The sequence below is a fragment of the Streptomyces sp. MNU76 genome, assembly GCF_020982545.1.
Lineage (GTDB): Bacteria > Actinomycetota > Actinomycetes > Streptomycetales > Streptomycetaceae > Streptomyces.
The window spans coordinates 12,688-27,667 of sequence record NZ_JAJKLK010000007.1 but is presented as its reverse complement, the minus strand read 5'-3'; the positions used below and the strand labels follow the sequence as shown (position 1 = coordinate 27,667).

Here is a 14,980-nt window from a genome sequence, read left to right as displayed (position 1 = left end):
ACCGCTCCGTATGGATGGACGTGAAGCGATACTTCCGTGGGCCAGTCATGTGGATCGTGCTGGCCGTCCTTGCCGTGGTCGTGTTGATGCAGGTCGTCGGCTCGTCCGGCGGCTACAAGACGGTGGACACCGGCCAGGTGGTCCAGGCGATCAATGACAACAAGGTCAAAGAAGCCAAGCTGACCACCGGCGAAGAGTCGACCATCAAGGTTCAGCTCAAGGACGGCCAGAAGATCGAGGACAGCTCGAAGATCCAGGCGAGCTACATCGGCGACCAGGGCGTCACCCTCGCCAACACCCTGCAGGACAAGTTCCAGAACAAGCAGATCCCCGACGGCTACACGGTCTCCCCGACCAAGCAGAACGCTTTCGTCGGCATCCTGCTGTCTCTGCTCCCCTTCGTCCTCATCGTGGTCGTCTTCCTGTTCCTGATGAACCAGATGCAGGGCGGCGGCTCCCGGGTCATGAACTTCGGGAAGTCCAAGGCCAAGCTCATCACCAAGGACACCCCGAAGACGACGTTCTCCGACGTCGCCGGCGCGGACGAGGCCGTCGAGGAACTCCACGAGATCAAGGAGTTCCTGCAGGAGCCGGCCAAGTTCCAGGCCGTCGGCGCCAAGATCCCCAAGGGTGTGCTGCTGTACGGCCCGCCCGGTACGGGCAAGACGCTCCTCGCGCGCGCCGTCGCCGGCGAGGCGGGCGTCCCCTTCTACTCGATCTCCGGTTCCGACTTCGTCGAGATGTTCGTCGGTGTCGGTGCCTCCCGGGTCCGTGACCTCTTCGAGCAGGCCAAGGCGAACGCCCCGGCGATCGTCTTCGTCGACGAGATCGACGCGGTCGGCCGCCACCGCGGCGCCGGCCTCGGCGGCGGTCACGACGAGCGCGAGCAGACGCTCAACCAGCTGCTCGTCGAGATGGACGGCTTCGACGTGAAGGGCGGCGTCATCCTGATCGCCGCCACGAACCGCCCGGACATCCTGGACCCGGCGCTGCTGCGCCCCGGCCGTTTCGACCGCCAGATCGCGGTCGACCGCCCGGACATGCAGGGCCGGCTGGAGATCCTCAAGGTCCACCAGAAGGGCAAGCCGGTCGCACCCGACGTCGACCTCGGCGCTGTCGCCCGCCGCACCCCCGGTATGACGGGTGCCGATCTCTCCAACGTCCTGAACGAGGCCGCGCTCCTGACGGCCCGCAGCGACAAGAAGCTGATCGACAACCACATGCTGGACGAGGCGATCGACCGTGTGGTCGCGGGCCCGCAGAAGCGGACCCGGATCATGTCGGACAAGGAGAAGAAGATCACCGCGTACCACGAGGGCGGACACGCCCTGGTCGCGGCGGCCTCTCCCAACTCCGACCCGGTCCACAAGATCACGATCCTGTCGAGAGGCCGTGCCCTCGGCTACACGATGGTCCTGCCGGACGAGGACAAGTACTCGACCACCCGCAACGAGATGCTCGACCAGCTCGGGTACATGATGGGTGGCCGCGCCGCCGAGGAACTGGTCTTCCACGACCCGACCACCGGCGCCGCGAACGACATCGAGAAGGCCACCAACCTGGCCCGCGCGATGGTCACGCAGTACGGCATGACCGAGCGGCTCGGCGCCATCAAGTTCGGCGGCGACAACACGGAGCCGTTCCTCGGACGTGAGATGGCTCACCAGCGCGACTACTCGGAAGAGGTCGCCGCGCTCGTGGACGAGGAAGTCAAGAAGCTCATCGAGAACGCGCACAACGAGGCCTGGGAGATCCTGGTCGAGAACCGCGACGTCCTCGACAACCTGGTGCTCCAGCTGCTGGAGAAGGAGACGCTGGGCAAGGATGAGATCGCCGAGATCTTCTCCGCCATCGTCAAGCGTCCGGCCCGGCCCGCCTGGACCGGCTCCTCCCGCCGCACCCCGTCGACCCGTCCGCCGGTGCTCTCCCCGAAGGAGCTCGCACTGACGAACGGCACCAACGGCGCGGCACCGGCGATCACCACCAAGGCGCCCGCAGAGGCGACCCCGGAGGAGAGCACGGAGAGCTGACGCCCCACCGATGAGAACCGGCCACCGGGAGCATGCCGCTCCCGGCCCCAGCCGCCTCGTCAGGCCCGGAATGATTGCCGCGCCCCCCTGGTTCTAGCCTGGGGGGCGCGGCATTTCGTATGGCCGAAAGAGGGCCGCAAGAAGGCCGAGGACGAGACGCGTCATCCGTACGTGTCACAGGCTCAGGAGCGAGGCACGACATGACCGACCCCGTGACGCTGGACGGCGAGGGCACCATCGGTGAATTCGACGAGAAGCGCGCCGAGAACGCCGTACGGGAACTGCTGATCGCCGTCGGCGAGGACCCCGACCGCGAGGGCCTGAGGGAGACGCCGGCGCGGGTGGCGCGGGCGTACAAGGAGATCTTCGCGGGGCTGTGGCAGCGGCCGGAGGATGTGCTGACCACCACGTTCGACCTGGGTCACGACGAGATGGTGCTGGTCAAGGACATCGAGGTGTACTCGACCTGTGAGCACCATCTCGTGCCGTTCCGGGGCGTGGCGCACGTCGGGTACATCCCGTCCACCAGCGGCAAGATCACCGGGCTGTCGAAGCTGGCGCGGCTCGTGGACGTCTACGCCCGGCGTCCGCAGGTGCAGGAGCGGATGACGACGCAGATCGCCGACTCGTTGATGGAGATTCTGGAGCCTCGCGGGGTGATCGTGGTCGTCGAGTGCGAGCACATGTGCATGTCGATGCGGGGCATCCGCAAGCCCGGCGCGAAGACCATAACGTCGGCGGTGCGCGGCCAGCTCAGGGACGCGGCGACCCGCAACGAGGCGATGAGCCTCATCATGGCCCACTGACTCCCGGTGGCCCGCTGACTCCCCGATGGCCCGCCGGCGCCTCGGTGCCGGGAGCGCCGGACCACGGCCGCGCGCGGGGGCCTAGGCTTGACGCATGAGCAAGCAGAACCGGCGTGGGTGGGTGGCCGGATTGCCCCGATGGGACCGTTGTGCGGTCATGGGTGTCGTCAACGTCACCCCGGACTCCTTCTCCGACGGGGGCCGCTTCTTCGACACCACGGCGGCGGTCAAGCACGGCCTGGACATGGTCGGCGAGGGCGCGGACCTGGTGGACGTCGGCGGTGAGTCGACCCGTCCCGGCGCGCCCCGGGTCGACGAGGCGGAGGAACTGCGCAGAGTCGTCCCGGTGGTGCGAGGGCTGGCCTCCGAGGGCGTCACCGTCTCCGTGGACACCGTGCGCGCGTCCGTGGCGGAGCAGGCCCTCGCCGCCGGCGCGGCGCTCGTCAACGACGTCAGCGGCGGGCTGGCCGACCCCGCGATGATCCCGGTGGTCGCCGACGCGGGCGCCCCCTTCGTGGTGATGCACTGGCGCGGCTTCCTCCAGGGCGGCAACGTGAGGGGCGTCTACGAGGACGTCGTCGCCGAGGTGCTCCAGGAGCTGCACGCGCGCGTGGAGGCCGTCCTGGAGGGCGGAGTCGCGGCGGACCGCGTCGTCGTCGATCCCGGCCTGGGCTTCTCCAAGGACGCCGAGCACGACCTCGCCCTCCTCGCGCACCTCGACCGGCTGCACGGACTCGGGCACCCCCTGCTGGTCGCCGCCTCCCGCAAGCGGTTCCTCGGCCGGGTGCTGGCGGGCTCCGAGGGCGCCCCGCCGCCCGCGCGGGAACGGGACGCCGCGACGGCCGCCGTGTCGGCGCTGGCCGCACAGCAGGGCGCCTGGGCGGTCCGGGTGCACGAGGTCCGCGCCACCGCCGACGCGGTCCGGGTGACCCGCGCCATCGAAGGGGCCCGTGAGCGGTGAGCGCTCCCCACCTCGACGTCGAACAGGTCGAACTCGCCAACCGGGCCTTCTACGAGGCCCTGGAACAGGGCGACTTCGAGACGCTCTCCGCGCTCTGGCTGGCCCCGGCCGACGTGGGCGTGGACGAGGAGTACCACGACCCCGCCGAGACCGGTGTGATCTCCTGCGTCCATCCCGGCTGGCCGGTGCTCACCGGGCGCGGCGAGGTGCTGCGGTCGTACGCGCTGATCATGGCGAACACGGAGTACATCCAGTTCTTCCTCACCGATGTGCACGTCTCGGTCACCGGGGACACCGCGCTCGTCACGTGCACCGAGAACATCCTCAGCGGCGGCCCGGCGCCGGACGGCGGTGACGAGTTGGGGCCGCTCGTGGGGCAGCTGGTGGTCGCCACGAATGTGTTCCGTCGCACACCCGACGGCTGGAAGCTCTGGTCGCACCACGGTTCCCCGGTCCTGACGGAGTCCGACGACGACGAGGGCGAGGAGTCGCCTTCCTGAGCGGAGTCACCCTCCCGAGGGGGCCGGTGGCCCGCAGGGCCCAAGGGGTGATTGGGAACCCGGGGGCGCGGGTAGGGGCGGCTTCCGACCCGTGAGCCGTCGCGTTCCCTGGGGCAACGCTCGATGAACCCTGTCCATACGGAAGTGGAATCGAGTCCTCCGGAGGGTGAGCGCTGTCAGTGCCCGCAGGTAGATTCGAAGGTGGCCGATGTGCCGACCGTGTTCGGACGACACGGAGGACATCGGCCGTTCCCGACGACTGCAGGAGTGATTCGCGTGGATCGTGTCGCGCTGCGCGGCCTACGGGCCCGTGGGTACCACGGGGTGTTCCCGGGTGAGCGCGAGGAGGGCCAGACCTTCGTCGTGGACCTCACGCTCGGGCTGGACACCCGGCCGGCCGCGGCCGACGACGACCTGGCGAAGACCGTGCACTACGGGATCGTGGCGGAGGAGGTCGTCGCCATCGTCGCGGGCGAGCCGGTGAACCTCATCGAGACGCTAGCCGAGCGCATCGCCCGGGCGTGTCTGCGGCATGAGGTGGTCCAGGAGGTCGAGGTCACCGTCCACAAACCGAACGCGCCGATCACGGTCCCCTTCGACGACACGACCGTCACCATCACCCGGAGCCGAGTATGACCGCGTTCTTCACCGGGGGTCAGAGCGACCCGACCGTCCAGCCGGTGCCGGCCTCCGTCGTGCAGAAGGTGGACGAGGCCGACACGACCCTGCACAACCCCCGCCGGGCGGTGATCTCCATCGGCTCGAACCTGGGCAACCGGCTGGAGAACCTCCAGGGCGCCGTCGACGCCCTGGAGGACACCCCGGGCGTCCGCGTCAAGGCCGTGTCGCCGGTGTACGAGACCGAGCCGTGGGGGGTGGCGCCGGGCAGTCAGCCCTCGTACTTCAACGCGGTGGTGGTGCTGAAGACGACCCTGCCGCCCTCCTCGCTGCTGGAGCGGGCCCAGGCCGTGGAGGAGGCCTTCCACCGGGTGCGGGACGAGCGCTGGGGCGCGCGCACGCTGGACGTCGACATCGTGGCGTACGCGGACGTCGTCTCCGACGACCCGGCCCTGACCCTGCCGCACCCGCGGGCGCACGAGCGCGCCTTCGTCCTCGCGCCGTGGCACGACGTGGAGCCGGAGGCCCGGCTCGCCGGCCGCGGCCCGATCGCCCAGCTCCTGGGCGGCATCACCCGCGAGGGTGTGTCGCCCCGCGCCGACCTGGAACTCCAGCTGCCCGAGTAGTCGTTAAGGTCTACCGGGTCGGGATCATCCCCGACGCCGTCGGGACCACCGGCCGGGCCGACCACCCGGCGCCCGTGGGCCCGGCGTCCGTGGACCATCGGGCTCGTCGAAGGGGCATCGTGAAAGAGCTGCGCATCAGGACGCTGGCCGCGGTGTTCGTGGTGGCGGGGGTGCTGTCCTGGGCCGGGGCCCGGCTGTGGAACTCGGTGGACACCCTGCCGAGCGTCCCGCTGGCCGCCCCCATCGTGCTCGCGCTGATCGCCGCCGTCCTGACGGCCACCGCGCTGTCCCTGCGCAGTCGGCTCAAGGCCCAGCGGGAGCGCCGGCCGGAGGCCAAGGGCGTCGATCCCCTGATGGCCGCCCGCGCGGTCGTGTTCGGCCAGGCCAGCGCCCTCGTCGCCGCGCTCGTCGCCGGGATGTACGGCGGCGTCGGCGTCTTCCTCCTGGAGTATCTGGAGGTCCCGGCCCGCCGCGACCAGGCCATCTACGCCGGCTTCTCCGTCCTCGCGGGCATCGCCGTCATAGTGGCGGCCTTCTTCCTGGAGCGAGTCTGCAAGCTCCCGGAGGACGACGACACGGGCGGCGGGCGGCGCGGGCGACGTAACGCGACCGGGCGCCGCAGGGCTGGGGGCGGGCGGCCCGTCGCGCGTGGGCCGCACCGTTCACGCCGCGCTGCGCGCCGAGTGTTCCGCCGAGCGCATCGTGTGGGCGCAGGGGGCCGGAGCCTTCGCGCGGCGCCGCAGCAGGCGGGGCAGGGCGAGGTCGACGAAGCCCTCGGCCTGCATGGCGGCCAGGCCGATGCGCGGGAGGTCGCGGGAGGCGGCGTAGACGACGAAGCGCGGTTCCCAGCGGGGGCGGAACTTGGCGTTGAACTTGTAGAGGGACTCGATCTGGAACCAGCGGGAGAGGAAGACCAGCAGGCCGCGCCAGGCGCGCAGGACCGGGCCCGCGCCGATCTTCTCCCCCCGGGCCAGGGCCGAGCGGAACATCGCGAAGTTCAGGGAGACCTGCCGGACGCCCAGGCGGGGGGCGGCCTGGAGGCCCGCGACGATGAGGAGTTCGTTCATGCCGGGGTCGGCGGAGCGGTCGCGGCGCATCAGGTCCAGGGAGGCGCCGTCCGGGCCCCAGGGCACGAAGTGGAGGACGGCCTTGAGGTCGCCGTACGGGCCGGGGACCTCGTCGGCCTTGTGGGCGGTGGCGATCAGGCAGTCCCCGTCGGCCGGGTCGCCGATGCGGCCGAGGGCCATGGAGAACCCGCGCTCGGTGTCGGTGCCGCGCCAGTCCTCGGCGGCGCGGCGGATCCGGTCCAGCTCCGCCTCGCCGAGGTCACGGACACGCCGTACCCGGGTCTCGTAACCCAGCCGCTCGATGCGCTTCACCATTTGACGCACGTTGCGCATCGCGCGTCCGGTGAGGGAGAAATCCGCGACGTCCACCACCGCCTCGTCGCCCAGTTCGAGGGCGTCCAGGCCGGTCTCCCGGGTCCAGACCTCCGCCCCTGTCTCCGAACAGCCCATGACGGCCGGGGTCCAGGAGTGGGCCTTCGCCTCGTCCATGAAGCGTTCGATCGCGCCGGGCCAGGCCTCGACGTCGCCGATCGGGTCGCCGCTGGCGAGCATCACCCCGGAGACGACGCGGTACGTCACCGCCGCCTTGCCGCTGGGGGAGAAGACGACCGCCTTGTCGCGGCGGAGCGCGAAGTGGCCGAGCGAGTCGCGGCCGCCGTGCCGGTCGAGCAGGGCGCGCAGCCGTGCCTCGTCGTCGTCGGTGAGGCGGGCCGCCGGATGTTCGGGGCGGAAAGCCAGGTAGACGGTGGTGATGGCGGTCAGCAGACCGAGGGCGCCGAGGGAGAAGGCCACCGTCCAGGACGTGCTGCCGGCGTAGTCGACCGGGCCCTCGAAGCCGAACAGGCCGTAGATGACGTGTTCGAGCCGGTCGGCGAGGCTCGGGTCGCCGACCATGCGTCCGGGGTGCGCGCTGACGACGACCAGACCGAGGGCGATCGAACCGGCGCCCATCAGCACGAAGTTGGTGAGTGCCCGCCAGCGGCTGGTGGGATCGGGCAGGGCGCGGAACTCGTCGCGGTGGCGCAGCAGCGGGACGAGCAGCGCGAGCGAGACGAGCACACCGACAAGTGAGTGGCGGTAGGTGAACTGGGCGATCGCCCCGGCCGGGAGCAGGACCACGGCCGCCCGCCAGGCCCGTCGCTTGCGCCGGCGCAGACCGTGCGCGAGGAGCAGCAGCAGGACGCCGACGCTCAGGGAGAGCGCCGCCGCGAACGGGCCGAGCGCGCCGGGGAGCACCTCGGCCAGGGCGTGCATACGGCTGTTGCGGAAGCGGGGGAACACCCCCGCGGCGATGTCCACGAGCCCGACGAGTGTGCAGGCCCTGGCGACCAGGGCGGGTACGGCCTCGGGGCGCGGGCCGCGCGGCACTCCGCGCAGCACGCGGCGCAGGATGCCCGGCACCGCGCCCGGCACCGCGCCCGGCGCCGCGCCTGGGCGTGCGTCCTTCGGCTGCCGGTCGGCGCTCGGCGCGAGTCGGTCCGACCGGATCGGAACCCCACCCGACATTTCCCCATCTGTCCTGACAGACATCGCATCCCGTAGTTCCGCGAGAGAGCTTGGATCCGGTGCCTTTTCCGGCATCCGGCGACATTGCGCCCTCTAGGACGGTGGCTCGGCGGGGGAGGTTCACTCTCCATCGGAAAGCTGAACCAAAGGGCAGGGAAAGACAAGGAAAGAAAGGTCGGCGGGGGACAACCCGATGGGTCTGACGAGCAACAAGGTCCTGGTGTTGGCGGTGCTGTCCGCGGTACTGCTGTTCGTCGGCACGGTGTGGCTGTGGCCGCGGCTGGCCCGGCGCGGATGGCGAGCGGTCGGCGGTCGGATCGTCGTCCTGCTGGCCACACAGGTCGCCGTCTTCGTGTCGGTCGGCCTGGCCGCCAACCAGGCCTTCGGGTTCTACGCCAGCTGGGCCGACCTTCTCGGCCGGGAGACCGGGCAGGGGGTGGTCGTCGACCACGACGGGGCCGACACCGGGGGCCCGTTGCGGGTCGTCGACACCCAGCCGGTGAACGTGGCCGGGGGCGGCAGTCCCGCGGTCGGCGGCCAGATCCAGAAGGTCGAGATCGTCGGCCGTACGAGCCGGATCGCGAGCCCGGCGTACGTGTATCTGCCGCCGGAGTACTTCCAGCCCCGGTACCGCACCCGCACCTTCCCCGCCGCGGTCGTCCTCACCGGCTACCCGGGCACCGCCGAGGCGCTGATCAAGGGGCTGCACTTCCCGCAGACGGCCCACGCGTCGGCCCGGGACGGGAAGGCTCAGCCGATGATCCTGGTGATGCTGCGGCCGACCGTGGCGCCGCCGCGCGACACCGAGTGCGTGGACGTGCCGGGCGGGCCGCAGGCCGAGACGTTCTTCGCCCGGGATCTGCCGGACGCCGTGGGGCGTCACTACAGGGTCGGGAAGAAGCCCGGCAGTTGGGGCGTCATCGGCGACTCGACCGGTGGCTACTGTGCGCTGAAACTCGCCATGCACCATCCCCGGGTGTTCGCCGCCGGCGCGGGCCTCTCGCCGTACTACAAGGCGCCGATCGACCCGACGACGGGCGATCTCTTCCAAGGGAACAAGACGCTGCGGAACGAGGCGGACCTGTTCTGGTATCTGAAGCACCGTCCGGCGCCGGACACCTCTCTGCTGGTCACCAGCAGCAAACAGGGGGAGACCAACTACAAGGCCACGCTGAAGTTCATCGAACAGGTGAAGGAGACGCGGCCGACGCGGATCTCGTCGATCATCCTCGACAGCGGCGGGCACAACTTCAACACCTGGCGCCGGGAGATCCCGGCGACGTTGCAGTGGATCAGCGGGCGGTTGAGCGACCGGTGAAGTGGGCCGGGGAGGGTGGCTGACGCCGGGTGGTCGTGCGCCGTCGAAGGGCTGGTCGGTCACGGTGCGGCGACGGGTCGGCGACGAGTTCGGTAACGGTTCGGCGGCGGGTCCCGCAATTCGCGGAATTCACCGGCGAGGAAAGAGACGGATGCGGCCAAGACGTATCCGGATTCAATGAGGTTGATCCAGAGGAGGAGCCGCCGGTGGGCGCATTGCGGCACCGGCGGTGAGGAACCTTGTGAGGGCTTGTGAGAGGTGAGAGGGGCGGCTGAGTTTTTGCGTCCCGGGGCACCATCATTCGCCTACGCGCGGTAAGTTTCTGGCCATGCCACGTGGACGTCACCGCCATTCACCGCCTCTGCACAGGCTGCTGCCCCCCACGGCGATCGCAGGCGTCTCGCTCGTCTGCGCCCTTGGGCCATGGATGTTCTCCGAGCCGGCGGTGCTCCGGGTCACCGCCGCCGTCGCCGCGGCGACCGCGGCCGTGGGCGCGGCGGTCATGCGCCGCTGGGACGTGGAGGCCGGCAAACGCGTCGCCGACCTCACGCGCGCGCGGGCGAGCGACGAGTGGCGTCACGAGGAGAAGGTCGCCGAACTGGAGACCGACCTCGACGAGTCCCGCGAGCTGCGCACCAAGCTGGAGCACAAGCTCCGCGCCAAGCGCACCGAACTGGCCAACCTCCGCAACGAGCACGCCGCGCTGTTGCGGCGCTACGCCACGGCCGAGACCGAGCGGGCCAGCGCCCTGGAGGGCCGCCGTCTGCTGGAGATCGAGACGACCGCCCCCGAGGACGCCCGGGCGTTGCCGGCGGCGGGTGCGGACGCGGGCGACGGCGACGGCGACGGCGGAACCACGGCGGCGTCCCGGACCTCGACGGTGCCGCCGCAGGGGACTCCCGCGCCGGGGGCGCCCTGGGCCTCGTGGGAGACGGCGTCCAAGGCCGCGGCGGAGAGGGCGGCGGGGCAGGGCGGGAAGGGCGGGCGGGTGCCGGTGGCGGCGCCGACTCTGGTGCGGGTGCTTCTGCGGGGCGGGCCGAGGCCGAGGAGGAGGGCTCGGGGGTGGAGAAGTCGGCGTCCGCGGTGTTCTCGCCGGCCGGTTCGTCCCTCTTCCTGCGCGCGAACTCGGCGTTGGACCGGATCATCACCCAGCGGGGCTCGGTGAAGGGCACGGAGGACGCCGGGGCCGCCGCCGAGTCCGTAGTGGCGGGGGACGTGGACGAGTTCACCGATGAGCGTGCTGGTGAGGGCGTCGGCGAAGCTGCTGACGAGTCCCTCGGTGGGGCTGTGGACGACTTGGTCGACGGACCGGAGGACGGCACGGTCGGCGAGCAGAACAGTGAGACGGTCGAGACGTCTGCCGAAACCAGCCAGTCGACCGAGCCCACTCAGGCCACCGCCGCGCCCGGCCCGGCCACCGAATCCGCCGAGCCCGCCGCATCAGCCGCATCAGCCGAATCCGCCGACGGGACGGTCAGCGGCGAGGGCGACGTCAAGGGCGAGGGGGCGAAGGGTGGTTCCCCTAAGGGGCCTTCCCCCAAGGGCGATCCGGACGGGCCCACGGACGGGGGCACCCGGCAGGGACGTTCCGCCGAGGTGGAGGAGGAGCCCGTTCCGGTGCTCACCGCCGAGGAGGGCGACGCGGTGGGGAAGTCCGTGGCGACCCGGGGACATGAGCGCGCCGCCGGCGGCCCCGTACCCGTGGTCGCCGCACCGGCCGGCTCGACGGGGGTGGGGGAGCTGACCCGCGTGGAGCCCTCGGGGCGTGTGGAGCCGGTGGTTCCGTCGGTCGGTCACTTCACGGTGCCCACGGCCGTGGCGGTCGTCCCGGCGGCGCCGCGGCGGCGGACGGCCGTCGAGGGAGGGTTCGACTTCTTCGGTATGCAGAAGTCGGCGGAGGCCTTGGAGGCCGTGCAGAACGAGGACCTCGCCGACGTGGTCGGTCAGGAGGCCCTCGCGCTCCACAAGGCCGAGTCGGAGGCGCAGTTCAAGCGCGCCGACGAGGCCTCCCGGGGGATCGGCCAGGTCATCGACCTCACGGCCCACGACGAAACGGAACAGATCGACGTACAGGGTCTCCGCACAGCGGCGTCCTGACCACCGATCACGCGCCTACCTCCGGCCGCCCGCCCCTCCCGGCGGGCGGCCGCACTGTTTTGTCCGGCAGTCCGGCAGTCCGGCAGTCCGGCAGCCAGGCCCTCCCTACCCATCCTCGCGGGCGGCCGGGGCCCGGCCAGTCCCCGTCACCTGCCCCTGCCCCAGTCCTACCTGCGGGCAGTCGTGCCGTTGGGGCGGCACGGGTGGGCGCAGGCGGTGCCCGGCGAGCGCCGGTGAGCGGGGACGGCCCCCGCCCGGCCCAAGCCGTGGGTCCCCGGTCAGGCTGAGCTGCAGGAATCGCCCCGCCCTACACCATCCACCGATCCGGCAACGCCTCCCGCCGTCCCGTGCGGGACCGTTCCGCCTGGGCCCGCAGCAGGTCCGCCGCCTCGGCCGCGTCCCGCAGTCGCGCCGTCACGGTCTTGTTGGCGCCGGTGTCGACGTGGACGTCGGCGAGCCCCTTGTAGCGCTGCCAGGGCCCCTGCGACAGCCGCACGCTCTGCACCTTCGCGTGCGGCACGAGATCGAGCCGGCGGCGCAGCAGCCCGTGCCGCGCCGCGAACACCGCGTCGCTCACGGCCAGCCCGTACCCCCGCCACCACCACGGCACGCACCACCGCGCACGCCCCGGCGGCCGTACGAGCGCCGTGGCGTCCGGCACGCTCACCCCCGGCAGCACCCGCGCGATGACCGACTCGGCCACCTCACGCGGGGCGACCGGCAGCAGGACGGAGTTGGTCGAGCCCGCCACGTCCAGCTCGACCCGGACCCACCCGCGGCGCCGCCACAGCAGCGGTTCGACGATGCGCACCGTCTGCACACGACCGGGCGGCACCGTCTCGTGGGTGCGGTCGAGGAGCCCGTGGTCGATGCGGAGCCCGTCCGGGGAGTCGCCGACCGTCCAGTCGTACTCCCCGACGAACCGCCCCACACTGCTCGCCCCGGCCGCACCGAGCAGCGGCAGCGCGGTCGCGAGGACGCTCCACACGCTCTCCGTGGCGAACCACAGCACGGACGGCACGACGACCGCGGCCACCAGGGTCCCCCAGGTCGCGCCGGTCAGGACGAGGGACACGGCGAGCACGCCCGCCGGGACCTTCAGCAGCTGCCGTACGGGCGCCTCGCCCACCTCGTGCGCGGTCTCCGGCGCGAAACCGGCCGCGCGGGCCAGGAGTTCGGCCCGTAGCGCGCCGGCGTGCGCCTCGCCGAGATAGGCCAGCTCGTCCTTCTTGTCGGTGCCGACGACGTCGAGTTTGAGTTTGGCGACGCCCGCGATCCGGGCCAGCAGCGGGCGGGTGACGTCGATGGCCTGAATGCGTTCGAGACGGATGTGGGCGGTGCGGCGGAACAACAGGCCGGTACGGATGCGCAGTTCGCTGTCGGTCACCGCGAAGTGGGTGAACCACCAGGTCAGGAAGCCGTAGAGGGCGGCGGCCGGGACGAACACCGCGAGCCCGATCAGCAGGGTCGATGTGTCGAGCCGCATCAGCTGCCGCTGTGCTCCGTCCGGATCGTGCACTCCCCAGCCGATCAGCACGGCCACCGGCGCCCAGGCCCGCCGCAACGGCGTCACGGGATGCAGCCGATGTTCGACGACCGGCTTCTCCGCCTCCACCGCGTCGTCCCCCCGCCCCGGGGCGTCCACCTTCCCGGGGCGTCCACCCGCCCCGCGTCGTCCCCACCGCGCCGTTCGCCTCCTGTGCCGGCACCGTCACAGCCCCGCCGATCGGGCCTCGCCCAGCTGCGTGAGGTGGTCGCGCAGGCGTTCGGCCTCGGCCGGGTCGAGGCCCGGGATGCACGCGTCCGTGGCGGCGGCGGCCGTGTGCAGCTGCACGCTCGCCAGGTTGAAGTGCCGCTCGACGGGACCGGAGGTCACCTCGACCAGCTGCATGCGCCCGTACGGCACGACGGTCTCCTCGCGCCAGAGCACACCCCGGCTGATCAACAGGTCGTCCGCCCGTTCGGCGTACCGCCACGACCGCCAGTTGCGCCCCAGCATCGGCCAGCCCCAGAGCAGCAGCGCCAAGGGCAGGAGCGCGAACGCCGCCCAGGGCGGACCGGCCAGCCAGCCCAACAGGAAGGCCGTACCGACGGTGATCGGCACCAGCCACACCACCAGCAACAACCGCCTCATCCGCAACAGCCCCGACGGCAGTCCGGTCCAGACCGGCTCGTCCTCCGCCCGCCCCGCGCCGTCTGCCAAGGTCCCCACACTCCCCGTCTCCATTCCGCCAGCGTACGTACGACAGACTGTGTCCATGACTCCCCCGACGGAGACCCGAGAGACGACGGTCGGTATCGGCGGTGCCGCCGAGAGCACGGACATGGTGCTGAACATCGGCCCGCAGCATCCGTCCACGCACGGTGTGCTGCGGCTGCGGCTGGTCCTCGACGGCGAGCGCATCCAGCACGCCGAGCCGGTGATCGGCTATATGCACCGGGGCGCGGAGAAGCTCTTCGAGGCGCGCGACTACCGGCAGATCATCATGCTGGCCAACCGCCACGACTGGCTCTCCGCATTCTCCAACGAACTCGGCGTCGTCCTCGGTGTCGAACGCATGCTCGGTATGGAGGTTCCGGAACGCGCGGTCTGGATGCGCACGCTCCTCGCCGAGCTGAACCGCGTCCTGAACCACCTGATGTTCCTCGGCTCCTACCCGCTGGAGCTCGGCGGCATCACCGCGGTCTTCTACGCCTTCCGGGAGCGTGAGGAGCTCCAGACCGTCATGGAGGAGATCTCCGGCGGGCGCATGCACTACATGTTCAACCGGGTGGGCGGCCTGAAGGAGGACCTGCCGGCGGGGTGGACCGCTCGCGCGCGTGCCGCCGTCGCCGATGTCCGCTCCCGCATGGACGTCTTCGACGACCTGGTGCTCGGCAACGAGATCTTCCGGGGCCGCACCCGGGACGTGGGCGTCCTCCCCCCGGAGACCGTGCACGCGTACGGGGTCAGCGGCCCCATCGCCCGCGCCTCCGGTGTCGACTTCGACCTGCGGCGCGACGAGCCGTATCTGGCGTACGGCGATCTCCAGGACGTCCTGAAGGTCGTCACCCGTGACGAGGGCGACTGCCTCGCCCGCTTCGAGTGCCTGCTGGAGCAGACGCACAACGCCCTCGCCCTCGCCGACGCCTGCCTGGACCGTCTCGCCGAACTCCCGCCCGGTCCCGTCAACCAGCGGCTGCCGAAGGTCCTCAAGGCCCCCGAGGGACACACCTACGCCTGGACCGAGAACCCCCTGGGCATCAACGGCTACTACCTCGTCAGCAAGGGCGAGAAGACCCCCTACCGCCTCAAGCTCCGCTCCGCCTCGTACAACAACATCCAGGCCCTCACGGAACTGCTGCCGGGGACGCTGGTGGCCGACATGGTGGCCATCCTGGGCTCGCTGTTCTTCGTGGTGGGGGACATCGACAAGTAGCCGCTCGCTCCCCGGCCCGCGCTCCCTGCTCC

13 protein-coding genes and 1 pseudogene are annotated in these 14,980 nt (G+C 71.4%); 11 read left to right on the top strand and 3 right to left on the bottom strand.

All coding sequences use genetic code 11. From position 1 onward, the window contains the following. Positions 1 to 14 precede the first annotated feature (14 nt). From ftsH to E4N62_RS18045, 7 genes and pseudogenes are all read left to right on the top strand, one after another. Entirely contained in the window at positions 15 to 2,030 is a 2,016-nt protein-coding gene (gene ftsH / locus E4N62_RS18075; protein ID WP_230215615.1) for an ATP-dependent zinc metalloprotease FtsH, read from the top strand. 200 nt (positions 2,031 to 2,230) lie between these two features. After that, complete coding sequence (gene folE, locus E4N62_RS18070) at positions 2,231 to 2,836, top strand: GTP cyclohydrolase I FolE (protein ID WP_230215613.1); 606 nt, start codon at positions 2,231 to 2,233, stop codon at positions 2,834 to 2,836. Positions 2,837 to 2,930: 94 nt separating this feature from the next. After that, on the top strand, positions 2,931 to 3,797 hold the full coding sequence (folP, locus tag E4N62_RS18065) for a dihydropteroate synthase (RefSeq protein WP_184905105.1): 867 nt from the start codon (positions 2,931 to 2,933) through the stop codon (positions 3,795 to 3,797). Then, complete coding sequence (locus tag E4N62_RS18060; RefSeq protein ID WP_230215611.1) at positions 3,794 to 4,297, top strand: nuclear transport factor 2 family protein; 504 nt, start codon at positions 3,794 to 3,796, stop codon at positions 4,295 to 4,297. Before folP ends, E4N62_RS18060 begins: the two co-directional genes overlap by 4 nt. 276 nt (positions 4,298 to 4,573) lie before the next feature. Then, on the top strand, positions 4,574 to 4,933 hold the full coding sequence (folB, locus tag E4N62_RS18055; RefSeq protein WP_215448312.1) for a dihydroneopterin aldolase: 360 nt from the start codon (positions 4,574 to 4,576) through the stop codon (positions 4,931 to 4,933). Beyond that, positions 4,930 to 5,541 carry a 2-amino-4-hydroxy-6-hydroxymethyldihydropteridine diphosphokinase gene (gene folK, locus E4N62_RS18050; protein ID WP_230215610.1) on the top strand — a complete coding sequence of 204 codons (612 nt, stop codon included), beginning with the start codon at positions 4,930 to 4,932 and terminating at the stop codon, positions 5,539 to 5,541. The genes folB and folK overlap by 4 nt, the downstream gene beginning before the upstream one ends. Positions 5,542 to 5,660: 119 nt before the next feature. After that, positions 5,661 to 6,128 (top strand): annotated as a pseudogene (locus tag E4N62_RS18045) (DUF3180 domain-containing protein); the annotation flags it as partial. Positions 6,129 to 6,203: 75 nt separating this feature from the next. Here E4N62_RS18045 and E4N62_RS18040 read toward each other — a convergent pair. After that, positions 6,204 to 8,114, bottom strand: coding sequence for a phosphatidylglycerol lysyltransferase domain-containing protein (locus E4N62_RS18040; protein WP_230215609.1), 1,911 nt, complete (start codon positions 8,112 to 8,114; stop codon positions 6,204 to 6,206). Positions 8,115 to 8,307: 193 nt separating this feature from the next. Between E4N62_RS18040 and E4N62_RS18035 the strand changes: the two genes are divergently transcribed. The 3 genes from E4N62_RS18035 to E4N62_RS18025 all read left to right on the top strand — a co-directional run bounded on the left by E4N62_RS18035 (position 8,308) and on the right by E4N62_RS18025 (position 11,529). Next, positions 8,308 to 9,432, top strand: coding sequence for an esterase family protein (locus E4N62_RS18035; RefSeq protein ID WP_230215608.1), 1,125 nt, complete (start codon positions 8,308 to 8,310; stop codon positions 9,430 to 9,432). A gap of 328 nt (positions 9,433 to 9,760) precedes the next feature. Then, on the top strand, positions 9,761 to 10,597 hold the full coding sequence (locus E4N62_RS49475) for a hypothetical protein (protein WP_374117012.1): 837 nt from the start codon (positions 9,761 to 9,763) through the stop codon (positions 10,595 to 10,597). After that, entirely contained in the window at positions 10,495 to 11,529 is a 1,035-nt protein-coding gene (locus E4N62_RS18025) for a hypothetical protein (RefSeq protein ID WP_230215607.1), read from the top strand. The genes E4N62_RS49475 and E4N62_RS18025 overlap by 103 nt, the downstream gene beginning before the upstream one ends. 307 nt (positions 11,530 to 11,836) lie before the next feature. Here E4N62_RS18025 and E4N62_RS18020 read toward each other — a convergent pair whose 3' ends face one another. Both E4N62_RS18020 and E4N62_RS18015 read right to left on the bottom strand, forming a co-directional pair. Then, positions 11,837 to 13,174, bottom strand: a complete 1,338-nt coding sequence (locus E4N62_RS18020; protein WP_230215606.1) for a PH domain-containing protein — start codon at positions 13,172 to 13,174, stop codon at positions 11,837 to 11,839. A gap of 66 nt (positions 13,175 to 13,240) precedes the next feature. Then, the gene (locus tag E4N62_RS18015; protein ID WP_230215605.1) at positions 13,241 to 13,756 is read right to left on the bottom strand and encodes a PH domain-containing protein; all 516 of its coding nucleotides are present in this window, start codon (positions 13,754 to 13,756) and stop codon (positions 13,241 to 13,243) included. 31 nt (positions 13,757 to 13,787) lie between these two features. Here E4N62_RS18015 and E4N62_RS18010 point away from each other — a divergent pair, with 31 nt between their 5' ends. Continuing rightward, positions 13,788 to 14,948, top strand: a complete 1,161-nt coding sequence (locus E4N62_RS18010; RefSeq protein WP_230215603.1) for an NADH-quinone oxidoreductase subunit D — start codon at positions 13,788 to 13,790, stop codon at positions 14,946 to 14,948. Positions 14,949 to 14,980 lie beyond the last annotated feature (32 nt).

Excerpts from the sequence above, each read along its gene's own strand:
- ftsH (WP_230215615.1), top strand. The coding sequence starts at position 15 with ATGGACGTGAAGCGATACTTCCGTGGGCCAGTCATGTGGATCGTGCTG.
- folE (WP_230215613.1), top strand. The coding sequence starts at position 2,231 with ATGACCGACCCCGTGACGCTGGACGGCGAGGGCACCATCGGTGAATTC.
- folP (WP_184905105.1), top strand. The coding sequence starts at position 2,931 with ATGAGCAAGCAGAACCGGCGTGGGTGGGTGGCCGGATTGCCCCGATGG.
- folK (WP_230215610.1), top strand. The coding sequence starts at position 4,930 with ATGACCGCGTTCTTCACCGGGGGTCAGAGCGACCCGACCGTCCAGCCG.
- E4N62_RS18040 (WP_230215609.1), bottom strand. The coding sequence starts at position 8,114 with ATGTCGGGTGGGGTTCCGATCCGGTCGGACCGACTCGCGCCGAGCGCC.
- E4N62_RS18035 (WP_230215608.1), top strand. The coding sequence starts at position 8,308 with ATGGGTCTGACGAGCAACAAGGTCCTGGTGTTGGCGGTGCTGTCCGCG.
- E4N62_RS49475 (WP_374117012.1), top strand. The coding sequence starts at position 9,761 with ATGCCACGTGGACGTCACCGCCATTCACCGCCTCTGCACAGGCTGCTG.
- E4N62_RS18015 (WP_230215605.1), bottom strand. The coding sequence starts at position 13,756 with ATGGAGACGGGGAGTGTGGGGACCTTGGCAGACGGCGCGGGGCGGGCG.
- E4N62_RS18010 (WP_230215603.1), top strand. The coding sequence starts at position 13,788 with ATGACTCCCCCGACGGAGACCCGAGAGACGACGGTCGGTATCGGCGGT.